The following is a 20,180-nucleotide window of genomic DNA, read 5'->3' as shown; positions in this document are numbered from 1 at the left end:
AACCGGTACGGCCTCCCCAATGAAACGACTTAGCTTCGCACGAATGCGCCACAGCCTGTATGTGATGGCGTTTGCATTCGCACTGTCTGCCCCCGCCTGGGCGCAGGATGGCGCGATGGAACTGGCCCAGGCCCGGCAGGCGGTCGACAAGGCCACCCAGGCCGATGCCGACCAGTACGCCCCGGACCTGATCGGGCTGGCCCGGCAGGGGCTGGAGCAGGCCCAGCGCGCCGCCGGCGACCGCCGCGAGCGCAAGAATGCCCCGGCCATGGCCCTGCGTGCCGCCGCCGATGCCGACCTGGCCCGCGTGCGCAGCGAGGAAGCCACCGTGACCGCCCAGCTGCAGCTGCGCCGCAACGAGGTCAACCAGCTGCAACGCCAGCTGTCGACCGGGGAGGATCGCCGGTGAAGCCGATGACTGCCGCAACCCTGGCCGCGCTGCTGGCGCTGCCGATCCTGGCCGTGGCCGCCGACAACCCGATGGTGGCGCAGCTGAGCCAGCGCCTGATGGCCATCCAGGCCAACCCGGATACCGCTGAGCTGGGCGCCTTCGAGCGCATGCAGGCCCAGCAGGCCATCGCCACCCTGGACAAGGCCAAGCGCCGCGACCAGGAGCTGGCCACCTACCTGGCCGAGCGCCGGGTGGAGATCGCCGAGACGGCCGTGCGTACCGCGCTGGCCGCCCGCGAGGTCGACCGCCTGGAGCGGACCCGCAGCGACCTGCTGATCGAGGCCAGCCGCCGCGATGCCGCGCGTGCCCGCCAGGAAGCCGAACAGCTGCGCATGCAGGCACAGATGCAGGCCGAGGAGGCTGAACGCCTGCGCCAGGCCGCCGAGGCCGAGACCCTGGCCCGCCAGGACGCCGAGAACGCCCTGACCAGCGTCGCCGGCAAGCAGCAGCAGCGCCTCAGCGCCGCCCAGCAGAACGCTGCCAAGCTGGCCCGCGAGGAAGCCGAGCTGGTGTCCGGTCAGAAGCTGCCGGGCTCGAAGTTCGATGGCCGCGGCGAGGTCTTCACCTTCCGTGGCGATGCGTTTGCCGCCGGCGCCTCCAGCCTGTCCGGCGGCGCCCGCAACCAGGCCAAGGCGTTGGCCGAATACCTGAACATCGGCAAGAAGGGCCGCCTGCGCATCGAGGCTTACGACAGTGCCAACGGCGTAGGCCAGAAGCGTGCCGAGGCCCTGCGCGATGCCCTGGTTGCGGCGGGTGTCGCGAGCAACCGGATCCAGCTTGCCGGCAAGAAGGCGGCCTCCACCCAGGCACGTTCGGCTGAGGTCATCATCGCCCCGTAATTGCTTGATATTGTTTGTTTTTCGTTGTGATGAGCATTCAGCCTGAACCCCGCCCCGGCGGGGTTCGGTCTTTTTGATGCAGGGGTCTTGTACCCCGCCTTGAGCAGGCGTAGGGTCAATCGTCCGGGACGCAATGCCGCGGACCGGACGATGGGAGGGCCGGGCCGATGCAAGCAGGGCGCGAACCGCAGCAGATCGACGTGCGCAGGCCAGTGCTGCAGGTCGTTGCAGGCGTCCAGGTGGTCATCGACCGGCGCTCCTCCATGAACAACGCCCCGTGCCTTGCGGCCGGGGCGTTCGTGTATCTGTCGAAGGAGGTCCATCATGTTTGAAGATCAGCCCCAGAGCGAGATCGACGCACGTCGCGCGCGTGATCCGGAGTTCAGGGCACTCCATGACCAGCACCGCAAGTTGAACAAGAAGTGCATGGACGCGGAGTTGGGTGTACTCCCGATCGATGATGTCACCCTGGGTCGCATGAAGCGCGAGAAGCTGCTGGCCAAGCAACGACTTCTGCGAATGTACGAAACACCGCTCCCAACGACGTCCCCCACGCTTTGACGCACCCCGTCACGCCCGGAACGGCGTGACCCGGCCATCGATGGCCCCGCCGGGCTCTCCTGCCCCGGCATCGCGGCACCGCCGATGAGGCGGCCGCGCCAAGGCACCACAGGCGGTGGTGCCTTGGCCTGCAGGCACAACTCACCGATGCGGGCGGTACCGGTCTCCTCGTCGATCCGGGGCCGTCCGCATCTCTTTCTGCGGGCTTGCGGCCCGTCTCCGCGCCGACCTGACATTCATCGCCATCCGACGGATAATCATCGGTCCGGCCCCCTGCGGCGCGAACCGAAAGTCCTCCGAATGCCCATTCATTCTTCCGTCCTCGAACTCATCGGCCAGACCCCGATCGTCAAGGCCCAGCGCCTGGACACCGGCGTCTGCGAGCTCTACCTGAAGCTCGAAAGCGCCAACCCGGGTGGATCGATCAAGGATCGCATCGGCCTGTCGATGATCGAGGCGGCGGAGCAGCGCGGCGACCTGAAGCCGGGTGCGACCCTGGTCGAGGGTACCGCCGGCAACACCGGGCTGGGCCTGGCCCTGGTCGCGCAGCAGAAGGGTTACAAGCTGATCCTGGTCGTTCCCGACAAGATGAGCCGCGAGAAGATCTTCAACCTGAAGGCGATGGGCGCCGAAGTCCGCCTGACCCGCTCGGACGTGGCCAAGGGCCATCCGGAGTACTACCAGGACCTGGCCAAGACCATCGCCGAGCAGACCCCGGGCGCCTACTTCATCAACCAGTTCGGCAACCCGGACAACCCGGCCGCGCATGAATTCGGTACCGGCCCGGAGATCCTGGAGCAGATGGGCGGCGACCTCGACGCCATCGTGTTCGGCTGCGGCAGCTCCGGCACCATGACCGGCCTGTCGCGTGCCTTCGCCACGCTGTCGCCGAAGACCGAGCTGGTGCTGGCCGATCCGGTCGGCTCGATCCTGGCCGAATACATCAATGACGGCGTGCTCAACGACAAGTCGGGCAGCTGGCTGGTGGAGGGCATCGGCGAGGACTTCCTGCCGTCGATCTCCGACTTCAGCCGCGTCAAGAAGGCTTACGCCATCAGCGATGCCGAGAGCTTCCACACCGCGCGCGAGCTGCTGGGCAAGGAAGGCATCCTCGGCGGTTCGTCCACCGGCACCCTGCTGGCCGCGGCACTGAAGTACTGCAAGGAGCAGACCACGCCGAAGAAGGTGCTGGTGCTGGTCTGCGATACCGGCAACAAGTACCTGTCGAAGATGTACAACGACTACTGGATGCTGGACAACGGCTTCCTGGAGCGCCCGCAGCACGGTGACCTGCGCGACCTGATCCTGCGCCCGTACGGCCAGCGCGACACCGTGGTGATCGGCCCGAACGACCTGCTGACCACCGCCTACCAGCGCATGAAGCTGTACGACGTGTCGCAGCTGCCGGTGATGGACGGTGACCAGCTGGTCGGCATCGTCGACGAAAGCGACGTGCTGCTGCACGTCTATGGTGACGAAGCGCGTTTCCGCGACACCGTCGCCACCGCCATGGTCAGCAAGCTGGACCGGCTGGACGTGAAGTCGCCGATCGAGGCGCTGCTGCCGGTGTTCGACCGCGGCCAGGTGGCGATCGTGATGGACGGCAACGCCTTCCTGGGCCTTATCACCCGTATCGACCTGCTGAACTATCTGCGCCGTCGCGTGCAGTAAGCCGTTGATCGCAGACGTTCGCTGCTGAATCCCGGTTTATCCGCGTCAAAGGTCGTTAAGGCCGCGCTGGTAGACTTCCGCACCTTCGATGGCGCCGCGTGTCGGCGCCCCTCAGGAAAGAACATGTCCAACGCTACTTCCCAGGATCGCGCCCTGGCCCTGGCCACGCTGGCCATCCACGGCGGCCAATCGCCCGACCCCAGCACCGGCGCGGTGATGCCGCCGATCTACGCCACCTCGACCTATGCGCAGTCCAGCCCGGGCGAGCACCAGGGCTTCGAGTACTCGCGTACCCACAACCCGACCCGCTTCGCCTATGAGCGCTGCGTAGCGTCGCTGGAAGGCGGTACCCGCGGCTTCGCCTTCGCCTCGGGCATGGCGGCCAGCTCGACCGTGATCGAACTATTGGACGCCGGCAGCCACGTGGTGGCGATGGACGATATCTATGGCGGCAGCTTCCGCCTGTTCGAGCGCGTGCGTCGCCGCACCGCCGGGCTGGATTTCAGCTTCGTCGACCTGACCGACCTGGCTGCGTTCGAGGCAGCCATCACGTCGAAGACGAAGATGGTCTGGATCGAGACCCCGACCAACCCGATGCTGAAGATCGTCGACATCGCCGCGGTGGCCGCCATCGCCAAGCGCCATGGCCTGATCGTGGTGGTCGACAACACCTTCGCCTCGCCGATGCTGCAGCGCCCGCTGGAACTGGGCGCGGACCTGGTCCTGCATTCGGCCACCAAGTACCTCAACGGCCACTCGGACATGGTGGGTGGTATGGTCGTGGTTGGCGACAACGCCGAACTGGCCGAGCAGATGGCCTTCCTGCAGAACTCGGTGGGTGGCGTGCAGGGTCCGTTCGACAGCTTCCTGGCCCTGCGTGGCCTGAAGACCCTGCCGCTGCGCATGAAGGCGCACTGCGCCAACGCTCTGGCCCTGGCCCAGTGGCTGGACAAGCACCCGGCGGTGGAGAAGGTGATCTACCCGGGCCTGCCGTCGCACCCGCAGCATGAGCTGGCGGGCAGGCAGATGGCCGGCTACGGCGGCATCGTCTCGATCGTGCTCAAGGGCGGTTTCGAGGCGGCCAAGCGCTTCTGCGAGAAGACCGAGCTGTTCACCCTGGCCGAATCGCTGGGCGGTGTGGAGAGCCTGGTGAACCATCCGGCGGTGATGACGCATGCCTCGATTCCGGTCGCGCGGCGGGAACAGCTGGGGATCAGTGATGCGCTGGTAAGGCTGAGCGTGGGTGTTGAGGATCTGGGGGATCTGCAGGTGGATCTTGAGCGGGCGCTGGGTTGATCCGATGAGCACTGTCGACGGACGTGGTCCGCTGCGCGATCTCTGGAATCATCGTGCGCTGTTGGGACGGATGGTCAAGCGAGATGTCCGGGGCCGATACCAGGGATCGATTTTCGGCACGCTGTGGTCATTCGCTACCCCCCTGCTGCTGCTGTGTGCCTACTGGTTTTTCCTCGGTGTCGTGCTGCAGGCGCGTTTTGGCGCAACGCCGCAGGTCGCCTTTCCCGTTGTCCTGTTCTCTGGATTGATCACTCATCTGTTTTTTGCTGAAGTTCTGGGGCGGGCCTCGGGGTTGATCTTTGAGCATGCTACTTATGTGAAAAAAGTGGTCTTCCCGCTCACGGTACTGCCGTGGATGACACTGGCAACCGGTGCGTTTCATCTATGCGTGAACCTGTCCATTCTGCTGATCGGCCAGTTCCTCATTGTAGGTAGCATCCCTCCGACCTGGCCGTTGATCTTCCTGGTGATGTTGCCGGCGCTGCCCCTGCTGCTCGGGCTGTCCTGGATGCTCTCCGCATTCGCAGTGTTCCTGCGTGATATCCAGCAGGTCGTGCCGTTGATTCTTACCCTGATGATGTTTGCCAGTCCCATTTTCTTCCCCATGGAGATGGTTCCTGAGCAGTATCGACCGTTCCTGGTCCTCAATCCCACGACCGTGATCATCGAGCAGGTGCGTGCGGTTGCCATTCACGGCGAGCTCCCTGATTTCCGGGTGCTGGGCATTTATTCGATCGTGGCTTTGGTGGTGATGAGTCTCGGCTACGGGGCATTTGTGCGCACACGCAAGGGGTTTGCCGATGTGCTCTGACCAATTGATTGTCGATGTCGATCATGTCGACAAGAGCTTCCTGCTGTACGACAAACCTTCGCATCGTCTTTGGCAGATGCTGCTGGGGAGTCGGCGTACCTTCTACCGGGAGCATCGTGTCCTCAAAGACATTGATTTCAAGGTGCTGCGAGGGCAGACGCTTGGCCTGGTAGGTCGCAACGGTGCAGGCAAGTCTACTCTGCTCAGCATACTGTGCGGAACGCTGACGCCGAGTGCCGGTTTTGCGCGAGTGTATGGCCGGGTGGCGGCGCTACTCGAGCTGGGCGCAGGCTTCAATCCGGAGTTGACGGGTCGCGAGAACATCGACCTCTGTGCACAGATCTATGGCCTCTCCGAGGAGCAGATTCGTGAGCGGCGAGATTCGATCATTGAGTTCGCCGACATTGGTGATTACATTGATCGTCCGGTGAAAACCTACTCAAGCGGCATGTTCACCCGCTTGGGGTTCTCGGTGGTCGCGCACGTCGACGCGGACGTGCTTATCGTGGATGAGGCTCTGGCGGTAGGAGATGCCTTCTTCGTGCAGAAGTGCATGCGCTTCCTCCACGCATTCCGCGACAAGGGCGGTACGTTGGTGTTCGTCAGTCATGACATGGGTGCAGTGACCGCGCTGTGTGACCGGGTCATCTGGTTGAAGGATGGCTGCGTGTTCATGGATGCGCCGCCGAAGCAGGTGGCGGCCGCCTATCTGGCAGATCTATACGAGGTAGAGCCTGTAGCAGACCTCCCTGGCCTGGATCAGTTTGTCCTAGACGATTCTGAGGAAAAAGAGGAAGAGGTGGATGGTCGCCTTTCCTGGTTGAATCACACCCAGTTTCGCAATGACATCCGGCTCGGAGCATTCAATGCCTCGCACGACTTCGGGGTGCGGGGCGCCGAGTTCATCAAGGGCGGGTTCTATGATCGCCAGGGACGCCGGCTTACCTGGGTAGTCGGCGGGGAGTGGGTCGAGCTCCGGTTGCGCGTGCGTGCCACCGCGCCGATTCGGTCATTGATCGTTGGTTTTGTTGTAAAGGATCGACAGGGGCAGCCTCTATTTGGAGACAACAGCTATCTGACCCATCGTGATGATCCAGTCAGTATCAAGGCAGGCGATGCGGTCGAGTTTTACTTCCGGTTCCGGATGCCGGTGCTGCCCGCTGGGGACTATGCGGTCAGTGCTGCCATTAGCGATGGTGTGCAGGAAGATCACGTCATGCACCAGTGGGTGCATGATGCTTTGATTCTCAGTAGTCGTGCCAGTAGTGTCGCGACGGGACTGATCGGAATTCCAATGCTCGAGATTGGTCATTCGAGGATGGCAACAACAGGGGCGTGCAATGACGCGGGAAAATAACTTTGATGCAATGCGCATTATTGCGGCATTGGTGGTGATCTTCGGGCACGCGCATCCGCTTTCTGCGCAGCCCGATCCGACGCTGCTTGGCAATGCCGTGCAAAGCGTAGCAGTCAAGATCTTCTTTGTTGTGAGTGGTTTCCTGGTCGCAAAGAGCTGGTGGTCCGATCCGCATTTCGGGCGCTTCCTGATCCGACGCGGGCTTCGTCTGTTCCCGGCACTGTTCGTGCTGCTCGCGTTGACCGTCCTTGCGCTGGGGCCGTTGTTCACGACGCTTCCGATTCATGAGTATCTTGTCAACGAGGGCACCATCCGCTACTTCGTCTACAATATTGTCCTCTATCCGGTGTATGCGTTGCCGGGGGTATTCGCGGGCAATACGTATCCCGGGGCGGTCAATGGATCCTTGTGGAGTCTGCCGGTAGAAGTATCGATGTATCTGCTTCTCCCGGTGCTTGCGACCATTGCGGCGATTGCCAGAAGCCGTATCGTGTTTGTCGCGATCTCGCTCATAGGGATCGCGCTGAGCCTCTACTATCTGATGATTGTTCCGGCAGAGAGCCAGATTGTTTGGTGGGGAACGGGTTCCCGCTCAGTGGCGGATGTCGGCCCCTACTTCTTCCTCGGTGCGATTATCGCAGTCACGCCGATGGAGCGCATGCTTAACCCAGGGACTGCACTCTTTCTGGTCGCCATTGCTGCGTTGTTTCAGTTGCCGCACTACTGGATGCAACAGCTGGTGCTGATGGTGGTGCTGCCCTACGTGGTCCTGTCATTCTCTACGATTGCCACGCCCATGATTTCGCGGGTCGGTCGATTCGGTGATCCTTCCTACGGCATCTACCTCTATGGGTTCCCGGTGCAGCAGGCCTTGTTTGCCGTTGGGGGCAATAGCATGGGGCCATTGGAGAACACTGCTTTTGCAGTGCCCATTGTCGTCGCACTGGCGTATTTGTCGTGGCACTCGGTCGAAAAGCGTGCCTTGTCGTTCAAGCCGGGCAAGCGCATCTCTGGCCGAACCGTAAACTCGAAGGAAATCCCCTCATCATGAAAGATTGCATCCTGATTACCGGTGGAGCTGGCTTCATCGGTAGTGCTCTATCTCATCTCCTTCGCGCTGAAGATCAGCGTCCCATCGTTGCCATCGACAATCTACATCCGCAAGTTCATCCTAAGCGGTTGCGCCCGGCGGACCTGCATCGGGACGTTGAGCTTGTGGTGGCCGATGTCTGTGAGCCAGACACCTGGGAGGCCTTCATGGCTCACTGGAGGCCTTCGCTTGTTGTGCATCTCGCTGCAGAGACGGGAACTGGCCAGTCCCTCAGTGAGGCATCCAGGCACACGCATGTGAATGTCACTGGCACGGCACGCATGCTCGATGCGTTCGCCGCGGTGGGTCATGTTCCGGATCGAATCGTGTTGACCAGTAGCCGGGCCGTGTACGGAGAGGGACTTTGGGAGAAGGCGACGGGGGAGCGCTTCCAGCCCGGTCAGCGTTCCAAGCGTATGCTTGATGATGCGCAGTGGGATTTCCCCGGCGCGACGGCAATTCCTTTCCGTGCTGACGTCACGCCGGCGAATCCGACCAGTGTCTATGGCGCCACCAAACTTGCCCAGGAACACATCATCAGTGCTTGGGCGCTCAGCTTCGGCACTGATGTTGCTATCCTGCGATTGCAGAACGTCTACGGTGCCGGACAGTCCCTCGACAACCCCTACACCGGGATCGTCTCACTGTTCTCCCGCCTCGCCAAAGCGAAGCAAAGCATTCCACTGTACGAAGACGGATTGATGCGTCGGGACTTTGTGTATATCAGCGACGTGGCGCGCGCCGTGCTCGCTGCGACGAAGGAGGCCGCAGCGGTCGGCCGGGTTTACGACATCGGATACGGATTGCCCTCGACGATCAAAGACCTCGCTGACGAGGTCGCACGCCATTATGGGGCGCCTGCGCCTCATGTCTGCGGCAAGTACCGGAATGGTGACGTTCGCCACGCGGGCTGCGACGTGTCCCGGTCTCTTGAACTTGGTTGGTCGCCAGAGGTCACTATGTCGCAAGGAGTCGCCCATCTCTGCGATTGGATTGATGTTCGTCTCTCGGGGGAGGGCGGATGATGACAAAGGATAATCTGCCACGCCTGGGCCGCCTTAGAGTTCATTCGATCCTTTACGGTAATGAACCTCATCGAATCAGCCAGGCGGTCGCTCATCTGGAACGTGCAGCTCACGTGGCCTTGGAGCAGGGCGTCTTTGACAGTGTCGAGCTGGCCTACGGGGACTGCTCGCCCGGCGATGAGTTGCGCGGTACCGTGCTTGCACAGGCGCGTGAGAACTCTGCGCTGGCCGGGGTCGAGTATCATTTCTTCGATGCCAACCTAGGTTCTGCGCACGGGCACAATCGACTGCTCAACATCGGTAATTCCGAGTTCGTGATCATCATGAACCCTGACATTATGATGGCGCCGAATGCGATCGTTGAGCTTGCCCGAGTTTTTTCTGACGAGAAGGTCGGAATGGCTGAGGCAAAGCAGCTGCCAATCGAGCATCCGAAACAGTACGACGTAGCAACCGGCGATACCTCCTGGGCGGCGACTGCCTGTACCCTCATTTCGAGAGAGGTGCTCAGGGCGCTCGAAGGCTTCGATCACCAGACGTTCTTCCTGTACTGCGATGATGTGGACTTCTCGTGGCGAGTTAAGCTTGCAGGCTACCGTGTTCTCTATTGTCCTGCCGCCGCGGCGTTTCATGACAAACGACTTGGTGACGGTGGTGAATGGAATGTTGGTTGGGCGGAGAAATACTACTCGGCCGAAGCTGCCATGCTGCTCGCCTACAAGTACAGCAGGCAGGATCTGGCGGAAGAGATCCATTCTTACTTCAAGAACAGTGGCGATGCTGTCTGGCTGAAGGCTGCTGACGAATACGCCCGGCGAAAGGTCGCTGGCGAGCTTCCTGCACAGCTTGATCCCGCGCACAAGGTTGCTGTTTTCACCAATGGCGCGTATGCCAACCATAGGTTCGGAATGTGATGGAAATCTACGACAACAGTTTTTCAGACCATAACGTCTATGGCCACATCGCCAGTCTCTTCGCCCGCTTCGAGCCAGCCGCGGGAAGCTATTTCCTCGATTTCGGCTGCGGTTTTGGGCGCCTCGCTGAGGTCGTGGAAGAGCGCTTCGGTGTCAAATACGTAGGTTTTGATATCAATGAGCCCGGTTTGGAGTCTCTCCGTGCGCGCGGATTTTCCGCGCACTATGCTGATCTTGGGGATGACGAAGCTGCGTTTGAGTTGGTGCGGCGCGTGCTTCCTGAAGGTGCTGCAATCGCTGCGCTATGCACGATTGACACGCTCGAACATCTTCCTGATCCACTTGCTGCGCTTAGGCTCTACGCTCGCATCGGGCGCGGGCATTCAGTTCCGCTTCTTGTGTCGGTGCCCAACGTCGCGCACACTGACATTGGCGCAAAGCTAACGGTGGGTCGCTTCGATTACACCGAGGCCGGCCTGCTTGACCATACTCACATGCAGTACTTCACCAGCGACCGATTCACCTCGTTGATGAAAGACGGTGGATGGCACGAGGTTCATCGCCACGATGTGTCGCTGATTCGCAGCGACCAGCATTTCCCCGCTCAGTTGCCTGTCCTTGCCCCGAAAGCACCGCTGGCTGAGCTACTTGCCGGAATTCGTGAGCAGGCCGACGGTTATGGGTATGTGAATCAGTTCGTACGTGCTTACCTGCCGGGGCCGGAAACTGGCAAGGTACACGTGCCTTACGTTGCTGCGCGTGAGCGTGAAGATGCTCCTTTCCTATCCGTCGTTATTCGCACTGTGGGGCGACGGATCGAAACCCTGCGCGAGTCATTGCTCTGCTTGACTGCGCAAACGTGCCAAGACTTCGAGATTGTTGTCGTCGGCCATAATCTGGATGTCCAGCGCCAGATCGCGGTGGAGCAGCTGATCGCTGAGCTTCTGGAGAGCGTCCGTCTTCGGACCCGGCTGGTCACAGTCGACGGAGGTGGGCGCTCCGCACCACTGAACGTTGGCTTTTTGTCAGCCGAAGGCCGTTATGTTGTTGCGTTCGATGATGATGACCTTGTGTTCGGTAACTGGGTCGAAACCTTCAAGGGACTGGAAGAGGGCAACTCTGGTCAGCTGCTGAGGGTAACGGCGGCCGCTCAGGATTGGGAGCGCATCAGGCGGGGCGACGCGGTGGCTTCTCGTGCGATCAGTGGGATGCGCATGCTCTATCCAGACAAATTTGAGTTGATTGCCCATCTGGCGGAAAACAGAACTCCTCTGCATTCCATCGCGTTCCCGCGAGTACTATTCTCGAATCTAGGTTATCGATTCGATCCGGAGCTGAGCACGGCAGAGGATTGGGATTTGATCATCCGAGTTGCTCCGTTGTCGGGTGTGGCCTCATCCAAGGTGGTTACAGCGCTGTATCGCCTCTGGAAGAGTGGTGATAATTCCACTTCTGCCCATGATCAGTTCGAATGGCAGAGCAACTATTTCAAGACACTCAAGAAGATCAATGCTGTTCCGCTTCTTCTGCCAGCGGGCTCGGTTGTCAAACTCCGGAAGATGTATCTGACGTTGGAGCGATTGCAGGGGCATGTCGAGGTTGATGTCGACAGTGCAATTGTGGTTGATCCGCAGATTGAAGACGATGCAAGGATCGAGCAACTTCGTCTGCGATATCATGAGTTGATAAATTCACTCTCGTGGCAGATGACCGGACCCCTGAGGCAGATCCGTCGAATCTTGCGGCGGCAGCCTCGATCCCGGAATCCTAGGATTTGGACAATGAGTGAGCAGGATTTGGAGTTCCACATCCGTCAGATCCTTAACTCATCTTCCTGGCGCCTGACGAGAGTTCTGCGATCGCTTCGACGTAAGTAGCGGAGAGTTACTGCGCGATAGCCGGTGGGCTATCGCGCGCCATTTTCGCGCGAGGGGCGGAACGTCGATGATGATGATCTCGGAAGTGTAGCGTGCGGCTTCGCAAATAGATTCAATTGGCATCTGAACGCCTCACAATGAACTACGTCTTGTGGGTAGACGTCCCACGGGAATCGGAAATGGGGTCATCTTCGTATCTCCTCCCCCGATGAAGACGATTGGGCGCAAGCAGGCGCTTAAGGGCCAAGCCGGGTATGCCGCGCTTGTAGTCGCGTCGGGCCCTGCACTCAATCAACGTGACGCCGTCATTCCACGATTGCTTGTTGGGGAGATAAGGAGCGGTAATCCCCCCCCGCTTTTAGCAGTCGCCAAAAGTGAAACTATGCTGCCAGTGCAAGTTTCTGCATTGGCGTGATGCCGCCGAGCGCCATGTTCGGCCGCTCATGGATGTAAGCCCATAGCCAACGAGTGGCGATGTCCTGGACCTGTTCGATGTCGTTGAACAGGTTGCTGGCAAGCCAAGCGTAACCCACGGTCCGGTTATAGCGCTCAATGTAGGCGTTCTGCTGAGGATTGCCTGGCTGGATGTAGAGCAGCGCGATATCGTGCCGCTCGGCCCATGCTTGCAGGGCTCCGCTGATCTACTCGGGCCCGTTGTCGCAGCGTATGGCGCGGGGCTCTCCGCGCCATTGAATGCCCTGTTCCAAGCTGCGGATGACGCGCACCGCAGGCAAGGAGATTTCGACCTCCATCGCTAGTCCTTGGCGGTTGAAGTCATCCAAAACGTTGAGCATCCGGAAGCTGCGTCCATCAGCCAGCTGATCATGCATGAGATCCATCGACCAGGTCTGGTTGGCCGCCTCAGGCACCGCCAGAGGCGCCGACACTTCCCGGACGATGCGCTTGCGCGGCCTGACGCGCAGATTCAGCTCCAACTCGCGATAGATCCGATACACGCGCTTGTGGTTCCAAGCGAAGCCCTTCACGTTGCGCAGGTGCAGGAAGCACAGCCCAAAGCCCCAATCGCGGTAGGCGCTGGTCAGCCTGAGCAACCAGTCGGCGATCATCGCGTTCTCTTGGCTGGCCTTGGCCTGATAGCGGTAGCAGGTCTGACTCACCTCGAACGTCCTGCACGCATGAACGATGCTGGTGATGCCTGCCTGGACCGCCTGCCTGGCCATCTCGCGCCGCTGAGACGGCATCACCATTTTTTGAGAGCGCTTCCTTCAGCAGCTCGGCGCTAAGCTGCGTATCGGCGTACAACTTCTTCAGCCGCCGGTTCTCGTCCTGTAGCTCTTTGAGCTGGGACACCGTGGACACATCCATGCCGCCGAACTTGCTGCGCCACTTGTAGAACGTCGCTGAGGTGATGCCATGCTGCCGGCAAAGGTCAGGGACAGGCGTGCCGGCCTCGGCCTGCTTGAGTACGGCGATGATCTGGCTGTCGGTGAATCGTGACTTCTTCATGGGATCTCCTCGGGTTAGGTTACGAGAAAATTCCACTTCTGGCTGCGGCTAATCTGTGGGGGAATTACCAAGGCACGGCAGTGCCACTCTGGCCAGAGGATGAATTCCGCCAATCTGAGCCTCATTGACTACGATGCTCGGTCCATCGAGCTGCGATCGTGCGCCCGTGCGCGCGTAGCGGCACTTCAATGAATCTGAAGTTGGCTTCGGCCAATAGCAGGGCTGTCCCCAGCGCTGCACATACGTAAACGACATGGCTGACTGGAGACGAGTGCGCGCCGACGCCGACCCACTCGGAAACTGGCTTGGCGAGATAGTAGACGGGCACATGGGTGAGATAAAGGGCGTAGGACCTGCTCCCGATGTAGGCAGCAAGTCGTCCGGCACGTCCGCTGATGCCCAGGTAGGAGTTGCCGTAGGAGGCTGCCCATACCAGCACGGCCGCCACTAACATGATGCAGGTCGTATGGAGCTGGATCACATGCGACTTTGCTGCAAGCATGCCGATGGACAGGATGCACAAGACAAAGAAGGTGAGACCGAGTGGCCTCCACCCGAGGAATTTTGGCTCTATCTTCTTCAGAAGCCCTCTGTCCGCTGCCAGCGCGATCAGGACGCCAGCTGCAAGCGCGTCGGTTCTGACGAACCAGAGAAGTGAAAGGATGGGGCGATGCAAGAGTGCCTGGACTGCAATGATGAGGACCAGGGCAACGGGTAGCCTTTTCCAGCCAAGCGTATAGACCAGTACCGGCAATAACAGATAGCACTGCTCTTCAAGCGACAGGCTCCAGTACACCTGGTTGATTCCGCAGCCTTGACTCTCGCCCGCATAGCAGGACCAGAAATGGAGGTTGGCGACATAGAGTGTGGCGGAGGCCAGATCCATCAGGTTCTGGCTCACACTTCGCAGGTGTCCATCATTGATGGGGAGTGCGCTCATGAGGACCACCACGAGCAGCCAGAAAATGGCAGACGGCGTCAGGCGCCAAAATCGTCGAATCCAGAACGGAATGGCCAGCCTGGAAAATGATGGGATTCGGGGGTGTTCACGAAGCAGGCTGGCGGTAATCACATAACCTGAGATGCAGAAGAAGATGTCAACGCCACCCCAGAAAAAGACGACGTCGGTGATCTTTTTGAAGGCAGGGCTCTGCCAATACAGGAGGATCTCCAAGTGCGCAAATAGGGTCAAGCCCACCGCAGCTGCGCGAAGGATCTCAATGTCGAGGTTGTGGGGTTGGCTTCGCAATGCGACTTCTCTGAATACCTGCACGGTAGTGTTGTCTTTCAGCGGGCGGCCGTGCTCACAGGCCTACGGGTCCGCGGCAATACCTGCATCCAAGCGGTCGTACCAGTCCGATTCACCGGAGGCGTCGCTTTCTATTATGAGCAATGAGGTCCCACGCCAGATATTCCTGGCGTCGCCGCATAGGGGGCTCAGTCCCTTCAGGATGCGCCTGCTTCGGGTTGACGCAGGACACCCGGTTTTCGACGTCCTCCATTTGCAAACTGAATGGCTACAAAAGCAGGAATCAACATGATGTACGGCGCCATGTGCTTTTCGAATTCGTAGTACCCGTCGCCCAGGACTACAAAAAGCGGAGCAATCAATCCAAAGCAGATAAGGGCGAAGAATGAAGTCGCCGTTCGGCGGACTGCAACAATGACTACCAGCAGAAGGGCGCCAAGCTGAAACGCCCACCCAGACAATCCAACTGCATTGAATCCGCGGTCTGCGATGGTTTTGGCCGAACGTAGATGGCTAAGCGAATAGTCCGACTGCCACGCTGTTGCCACTGTGTTCCGAAGCAGCGCCCATGCCAAAGCGGGTTGGCTGGCCACTCTCATCACGTACATGTGGGGTTTGCCTGCGTCAAATGCATTCTGGATCTGTACCGCACGGGTAGCGGCAGTCGCAGGGGACCATCGCTCGGTCGAAATCTCGGCTCCCGTTGGCCAATAGCTGGTCCCAAGCAGAGGGAGGCTCGGATCAGGTTCGTAGATTGAACTTCGAGCCTGCATGTCCAACCGATTCTCGCTGAAGTAATGCAGGCGCTGCTCGAAGGTCCTGGCAGGCCAGTCGGCAGATCGCTGTAATGCCCATCCGATACCATTGTAGGTTCTGTTGTAATTGTTGACCGCACTCATCTCGCCGAAATGAGCGAGATACGCTTGGTATGAGAATCCGCAAACTGTCAGGAAAAGACAGGTGGCCAGCTTTTGGCGGTAGCGGCCTCCCCGCGGATCCATCCAGAGCACCGTTACTAGCAACACCGGCAGCATCAGTATCATCTGTGCTTTGCATGCAAGGATGGCTGCCGAGCTGAGTGCGAAAAGTCGATACTTGCCTTCCTGGGTGAGGGCGATGATCCCTGCTGCAAGCGTTGGGGCGAGCGCGAGAACCATTGCTTCTTCATAAAGTGATCTGAAATAGACTGCGTAAATCCCAGTGAACACAGAAAGCGAGGCCACGGTTACCGTGATCGTTCGACGGAGCTGAGGGCTGGCCAGTCCCATTCGTACTAGGATGAAGGTCCCTGACAGGAAGACGGCAAGAAGCACGCTGGAGACCGTCCACATCGGCATGGATTTGGGGCTGCCGACTCGACTTGCAAGGCCTGTTAGTTGGGCGACACCAGCCATGAGAGAGTCTGGGGAAACCTGCTGCTCATTGCGGTAGGCGTACTCTTCCTTCAAGGGCTCCCATCCTTTGGTGAGGATCGGCATCGACTGGTGGACGCGAAGGAAGTCGCCATTGTTGATCATTCCCTTACCTGGGAATGTCAATCCGAGCGTCATAAGCAGAACAATTGCCGCGACGAACAGGGCGGCGGTGCGGCCTGATGTTTTCCAGAATCGCATTACTTGAACACCAGTCGTTTATCGAGATGGTACTTGATGATGTAGCCGGCTATGAGCCCTATCACACCGCCGACATATCTCATTGAATCTGAGTCGAATGCAAGTTCGAATGCGTACTCCGTGGCCCAGAAGACAGCTGTTGTTGCGAGTCCCATGACGCTATACAGCAGGAATGTCTTTGCTTCCTGGTTGGCGCTCTCGCTTGCGTAAAGAAAGATGAACTTCTTATCGAGGACGTACTTGGTGACTAGGCCGACGGCGGTCCCAATCAGCATGGAAATGGCAATTGAGAACGGTCCGGTGTAAACATATATGGCAGCCGCCTGTGCCCCGATATTTACTGCGATCGAGATGGCTGCAAATGCCATGTACAGGATTACAAGACGTTGAATTCTCACAGTCGAATCCTGCGGAATACGAATTCCGGGATGTTAACGATGATCTTCATGATCACGTACCAGAAAGAAGGCAGGTAGGCCATCGAGCGCCGCTTGTCGATGGCAGTGAGAATTCCTGCAGCGACCTGGTCGGGCGTGGCCCACATTGCGCCCTTCTTGAAGCTCGCCGTCATAGGGGTATCAACGAAGCCTGGCTTGATCGTAAGCACATTGATCCCGGCCTTGAACAGCCGCTGGCTTAGCCCGCTGAGATAGGCTGAGACTGCGGCTTTGGCGCTTCCATAGAGATAGTTGCTCGCGCGACCACGGTCTCCCGCCACGGACGAAATGACCGCCAGTGTTGACCCGGGCGTCAGCATGGGCGCCAAGCGATTACTCAGTGCGATCGTGGCGGTGCCATTGATGTGGAACTCTTGAAGCGCGTAGGTAGTATCCGTGTCGCATGTTGCCTGGACCGGGAGTGTTCCGTGTGCAATGAGAACGATGTCCAGTCCGCCGAGATTCCTGGTGGAGGTTTCAATCATCGCCTCATGCGCGGACAGATCCGCAACGTTGAGCACGCTTATTGTCACCGCATGGGCTCCACGGACGCTGAGATCTGCCGCTAAGTCCATCAGGCGCTCTTCACTGCGGCCAACCAGGTGGAAAGCGGCCGCGCGAGCGGAGAGGCGGCGAGCAACGGCTACGGCAATGGCCGACGTCGCACCAATGATCAGTACTTTCTTCATCTTTACTCCATCACGCGTCGCCAGAAATCAGACGATATTCGAGGGTCGATATGTTCCTGGAAGGCCCGCAACGCTGCTCCATATCCCTGCATGAATAGCGATGGCGCCATGCGTGCATCCTTGGCGGGGTACAGCGTGCCCCCTGCTTCGGCGACGATAAGATCGAGGCGCCGTAACAGTTGGAAAACCGATGGGCCGGTATTGGGGAAGTCCAGGGCAAGTGTTGTACCAGGGCGTGCAAAGGACAGCATCCCGGGCGAGGGGCGATCGCCAAATTCCTTCAACACAGCGAGGAAAGAGCCTTGGCCGCTGTCTGAGATTTGCCTAAGCAGGGCGGGGACGGCGTCCTGTGCCGCGTCTGCTGGCAGCACGCACTGGTGCTGCAGGAAGCCGCGCGGACCGTACATCCTGTTCCAGTGACCGATCCCGTCCAAGGGATAGAAATAGCTTTGATAATGCTGTTGGCTGCGTACCTGTCTTGCACTCTGTCGCCAGTAGTACAGCGTATTGAAAGGACGCAACGTCAGGCGGTTGACAAGCGACACCGGTGGCGTCACGGGGAATGTCAGCCTTTGGCCATTGCCGGGCACCGGGACGGATGAGTCCCCGGTGGCGTGGTTGCTGCGGATGAAGTGACCTCGTCCTAGGGCTTTCCCTTTGGCCAGACAATCGATCCATGCCACGGTGTACTCATGGCTCGCCGCGGATGTGGCTGATAGCCGGAAAAAATCTGAAAGCGAGTCAAAGCGGATGCTCTCGGTTTCCAGCCATGGGCCGGGAACACGCTTAAGCTGGATTTCGCACCAGGTAATCAGGCCGGTAAGCCCAAGGCCGCCGATCGTAGCCGCCAAACGAGCCGACGGTGCCTCCTTGCTCAGGACCTCTCGCGTGCCGTCAGAGCGCAGCAGTTCCAGCGCGCGAACATGGTGGCCGAAGGTGCCGGCGACGTGGTGATTCTTTCCGTGCACGTCATTGCTGATGGCACCCCCAAGCGTCGCCCATCGTGTTCCAGGTGTCACCGGCAGGAACCAGCCCTTTGGCAGGGTCAGGGCAATGACCTGCGCGAGGGTCACTCCAGCTTCGGCACGTAGGATGCCGCTGACTGGATCGAAGCTAATGAATCGGTCCAGCGGTCGGGTGCACAGCAGCGTGCCAGCCGAGTTCAAGCAGCTGTCGCCGTAGCTGCGTCCATTACCCCGTGGCAGCGCCTTGCCCTCAAAGTCGGGCAGAGCGGCGCGCCGGCTGTCAACCATGACCAGCCGCTGGTCCCGGGTTTCGGGGTATCTCCCCCAAGACGCGCCGTCCACTGTTAGATGGCCCCCAGCACGACCAGAACTCCCACGGCTCCTACGATCTGGCTGGCGCGGTCCGTCACGGCGAACACTATTGGATCGTCATGCATATGACCGCGGTGCGCAACCAACCAGACCCTGCTGATCCAGTACAGCAGCACGGGGCAGAGAAGCCAAAGAACTTGGGGGTGGTGGTAGAGCACTAGACTGGCGGGACTGTTGATATAGAGTGCGAGGACCATGACTGCGATGTAACCAGCGCTTGTGCCGAGGGACTGGATGAGAGACAGGTCGCTGACGTTATAACCCCGGCCGATGGCGGTCTGCTTCCCGCTGAGCTTGGCCGACTCGAGCTCGGCAAAGCGCTTCAACAGTGCCAGGCTGAGGAAGATGAACATCGAGAACGCAAGCAGCCAGAACGACATTTCCGCGCCGATCGCCACGCTTCCGCCGATGATCCGGACCGTGTACAGTGCCGCAAGCAGAATTACGTCGATCATGACGATTCGCTTGAGCTTCAATGAATAGCTCAACGTCATGGTGTAGTAGCCCGCCAGCACCGCCGCGAACTGCCAACTGCAGGCAAATGCAATTGCCAAGCCCCCGATTGTCAGCAAGGGAGCTGCCAACAAGCCGTGCAGAATGGGTATGCGGCCCGCTGCAAACGGTCGATTCCGCTTGCGTGGGTGCATGCGGTCGGGGGTGAGGTCCAAGAGATCGTTAAGTACGTACACTCCGGAAGCGCAAAGACCGAAGGCAAGGAATGCAATGATGGCTTGCGCGCCGGCCTCTGGATCCAGGATGCGATGGGCCGTGAACAAGGGGACCAGCACCAGGAGATTCTTCATCCACTGGTATATGCGCAGTGCCTTGACCCATGTGCGCAGGTCGGCCGTGGCTGGGGGAAGAACGTCTGTTACTTCAACAACGTCACGAGCACGTCGTGACAGCGCTGCCGGACCATTGACCACCATCGCAGAGGCGGCATGGCGCCAGACATCAAGATCGACGGAGCCATTGCCGAGATAGTCGAAGCCTTTTTCGCCGAAGCGCGCTACGAGTGCCTCGGCCTTGCGATGCCCGGCCAGGTTCTGTCGCCCGTTGCTACACATCACTTCTTCGAACAGACCCAGATGCTCTGCAATGGGCGCCACCAGCAGTTCGTCGGAAGCGGTGCATAAAACGCGCGGGCGTTGGGAGGTCGTCCGCAGTATCTGCAGCACGCGCTCATCGTAGGGGAGTGATTCGGGAGGAAGCGCCACTCTCTGAGCGAGCTCGCGCTTCAGGGCTGCTTTTCCCTTCAAAAGCCAGAAAGGAATAAGGAGCACGTAGAGAGGATTCCTGGCAAGAAGCGCTAGGAACGACTCGTAAAGCACGTCTGTACGCAGTAGCGTACCGTCCAGGTCAACGCACAGCGCGCGTTTTTCGAGGCTCACGTGATGAGACCTCGACTCGACTGGAACACGTTCAAGTACATTCAGGCCACTCCGCGGGCAATGGTTGGCAAGTATAGCGACTGGAGGTAGCAATGGCCCCGGCGA

18 protein-coding genes and 1 pseudogene are annotated in these 20,180 nt (G+C 59.8%); 12 read left to right on the top strand and 7 right to left on the bottom strand.

From position 1 onward, the window contains the following. Window positions 1-43: 43 nt before the first annotated feature. From JLDANKMP_RS10975 to JLDANKMP_RS10920, 12 genes are all read left to right on the top strand, one after another. On the top strand, window positions 44-409 hold the full coding sequence (locus JLDANKMP_RS10975; protein WP_005407961.1) for a DUF4398 domain-containing protein: 366 nt from the start codon (window positions 44-46) through the stop codon (window positions 407-409). Then, window positions 406-1,290 (top strand): hypothetical protein, encoded by an 885-nt coding sequence (locus JLDANKMP_RS10970; RefSeq protein WP_212561094.1) that lies wholly within the window; start codon window positions 406-408, stop codon window positions 1,288-1,290. Before JLDANKMP_RS10975 ends, JLDANKMP_RS10970 begins: the two co-directional genes overlap by 4 nt. 167 nt (window positions 1,291-1,457) lie before the next feature. Further along, a complete protein-coding gene (locus tag JLDANKMP_RS10965; protein ID WP_212561093.1) occupies window positions 1,458-1,622 on the top strand; it encodes a hypothetical protein in 165 nt (54 codons plus the stop codon). Continuing rightward, window positions 1,615-1,851 carry a YdcH family protein gene (locus JLDANKMP_RS10960; protein ID WP_005407964.1) on the top strand — a complete coding sequence of 79 codons (237 nt, stop codon included), beginning with the start codon at window positions 1,615-1,617 and terminating at the stop codon, window positions 1,849-1,851. The genes JLDANKMP_RS10965 and JLDANKMP_RS10960 overlap by 8 nt, the downstream gene beginning before the upstream one ends. Before the next feature lie 300 nt (window positions 1,852-2,151). Then, window positions 2,152-3,522 (top strand): pyridoxal-phosphate dependent enzyme, encoded by a 1,371-nt coding sequence (locus JLDANKMP_RS10955; RefSeq protein WP_212561092.1) that lies wholly within the window; start codon window positions 2,152-2,154, stop codon window positions 3,520-3,522. 123 nt (window positions 3,523-3,645) lie between these two features. Then, a complete protein-coding gene (locus tag JLDANKMP_RS10950; protein WP_212561091.1) occupies window positions 3,646-4,818 on the top strand; it encodes a cystathionine gamma-synthase in 1,173 nt (390 codons plus the stop codon). A 4-nt stretch (window positions 4,819-4,822) separates the two neighbouring features. Next, window positions 4,823-5,629: an ABC transporter permease gene (locus JLDANKMP_RS10945; protein WP_212561090.1), complete on the top strand. Its 807-nt coding sequence runs from the start codon at window positions 4,823-4,825 to the stop codon at window positions 5,627-5,629. Continuing rightward, window positions 5,619-6,986 (top strand): ABC transporter ATP-binding protein, encoded by a 1,368-nt coding sequence (locus JLDANKMP_RS10940; RefSeq protein WP_212561089.1) that lies wholly within the window; start codon window positions 5,619-5,621, stop codon window positions 6,984-6,986. The genes JLDANKMP_RS10945 and JLDANKMP_RS10940 overlap by 11 nt, the downstream gene beginning before the upstream one ends. After that, window positions 6,970-8,037 (top strand): acyltransferase, encoded by a 1,068-nt coding sequence (locus tag JLDANKMP_RS10935; RefSeq protein WP_212561088.1) that lies wholly within the window; start codon window positions 6,970-6,972, stop codon window positions 8,035-8,037. Before JLDANKMP_RS10940 ends, JLDANKMP_RS10935 begins: the two co-directional genes overlap by 17 nt. Then, complete coding sequence (locus JLDANKMP_RS10930) at window positions 8,034-9,101, top strand: NAD(P)-dependent oxidoreductase (protein WP_071306572.1); 1,068 nt, start codon at window positions 8,034-8,036, stop codon at window positions 9,099-9,101. The genes JLDANKMP_RS10935 and JLDANKMP_RS10930 overlap by 4 nt, the downstream gene beginning before the upstream one ends. Continuing rightward, entirely contained in the window at window positions 9,101-10,015 is a 915-nt protein-coding gene (locus tag JLDANKMP_RS10925; protein WP_212561087.1) for a glycosyltransferase family 2 protein, read from the top strand. The genes JLDANKMP_RS10930 and JLDANKMP_RS10925 overlap by 1 nt, the downstream gene beginning before the upstream one ends. Further along, window positions 10,015-11,892: a methyltransferase domain-containing protein gene (locus JLDANKMP_RS10920; RefSeq protein WP_212561086.1), complete on the top strand. Its 1,878-nt coding sequence runs from the start codon at window positions 10,015-10,017 to the stop codon at window positions 11,890-11,892. The genes JLDANKMP_RS10925 and JLDANKMP_RS10920 overlap by 1 nt, the downstream gene beginning before the upstream one ends. Window positions 11,893-12,272: 380 nt before the next feature. On the opposite strand, the pseudogene JLDANKMP_RS10915 reads toward JLDANKMP_RS10920, so the two are convergent. The 7 genes and pseudogenes from JLDANKMP_RS10915 to JLDANKMP_RS10885 all read right to left on the bottom strand — a co-directional run bounded on the left by JLDANKMP_RS10915 (window position 12,273) and on the right by JLDANKMP_RS10885 (window position 20,075). Beyond that, window positions 12,273-13,359, bottom strand: a pseudogene (locus JLDANKMP_RS10915) (IS3 family transposase). Between the two features lie 121 nt (window positions 13,360-13,480). Then, complete coding sequence (locus tag JLDANKMP_RS10910; RefSeq protein WP_212561085.1) at window positions 13,481-14,632, bottom strand: acyltransferase; 1,152 nt, start codon at window positions 14,630-14,632, stop codon at window positions 13,481-13,483. A 173-nt stretch (window positions 14,633-14,805) separates the two neighbouring features. Further along, window positions 14,806-16,221, bottom strand: a complete 1,416-nt coding sequence (locus JLDANKMP_RS10905; protein ID WP_212561084.1) for a hypothetical protein — start codon at window positions 16,219-16,221, stop codon at window positions 14,806-14,808. Further along, window positions 16,221-16,619 carry a GtrA family protein gene (locus JLDANKMP_RS10900; protein ID WP_212561083.1) on the bottom strand — a complete coding sequence of 133 codons (399 nt, stop codon included), beginning with the start codon at window positions 16,617-16,619 and terminating at the stop codon, window positions 16,221-16,223. The genes JLDANKMP_RS10905 and JLDANKMP_RS10900 overlap by 1 nt, the downstream gene beginning before the upstream one ends. Further along, window positions 16,616-17,347: an SDR family oxidoreductase gene (locus JLDANKMP_RS10895; protein ID WP_212561082.1), complete on the bottom strand. Its 732-nt coding sequence runs from the start codon at window positions 17,345-17,347 to the stop codon at window positions 16,616-16,618. Before JLDANKMP_RS10895 ends, JLDANKMP_RS10900 begins: the two co-directional genes overlap by 4 nt. Window positions 17,348-17,349: 2 nt before the next feature. Then, window positions 17,350-18,600: an FAD-binding oxidoreductase gene (locus JLDANKMP_RS10890; RefSeq protein ID WP_212561081.1), complete on the bottom strand. Its 1,251-nt coding sequence runs from the start codon at window positions 18,598-18,600 to the stop codon at window positions 17,350-17,352. Between the two features lie 56 nt (window positions 18,601-18,656). Continuing rightward, window positions 18,657-20,075: a UbiA family prenyltransferase gene (locus JLDANKMP_RS10885; protein ID WP_212561080.1), complete on the bottom strand. Its 1,419-nt coding sequence runs from the start codon at window positions 20,073-20,075 to the stop codon at window positions 18,657-18,659. Between the last annotated feature and the right edge of the window lie 105 nt (window positions 20,076-20,180).

The sequence above is a fragment of the Stenotrophomonas sp. PE591 genome (assembly GCF_018320795.1).
Classification (GTDB): Bacteria; Pseudomonadota; Gammaproteobacteria; order Xanthomonadales; family Xanthomonadaceae; genus Stenotrophomonas; species Stenotrophomonas maltophilia.
This window is presented reverse-complemented; position numbering and strand designations above follow the sequence as displayed.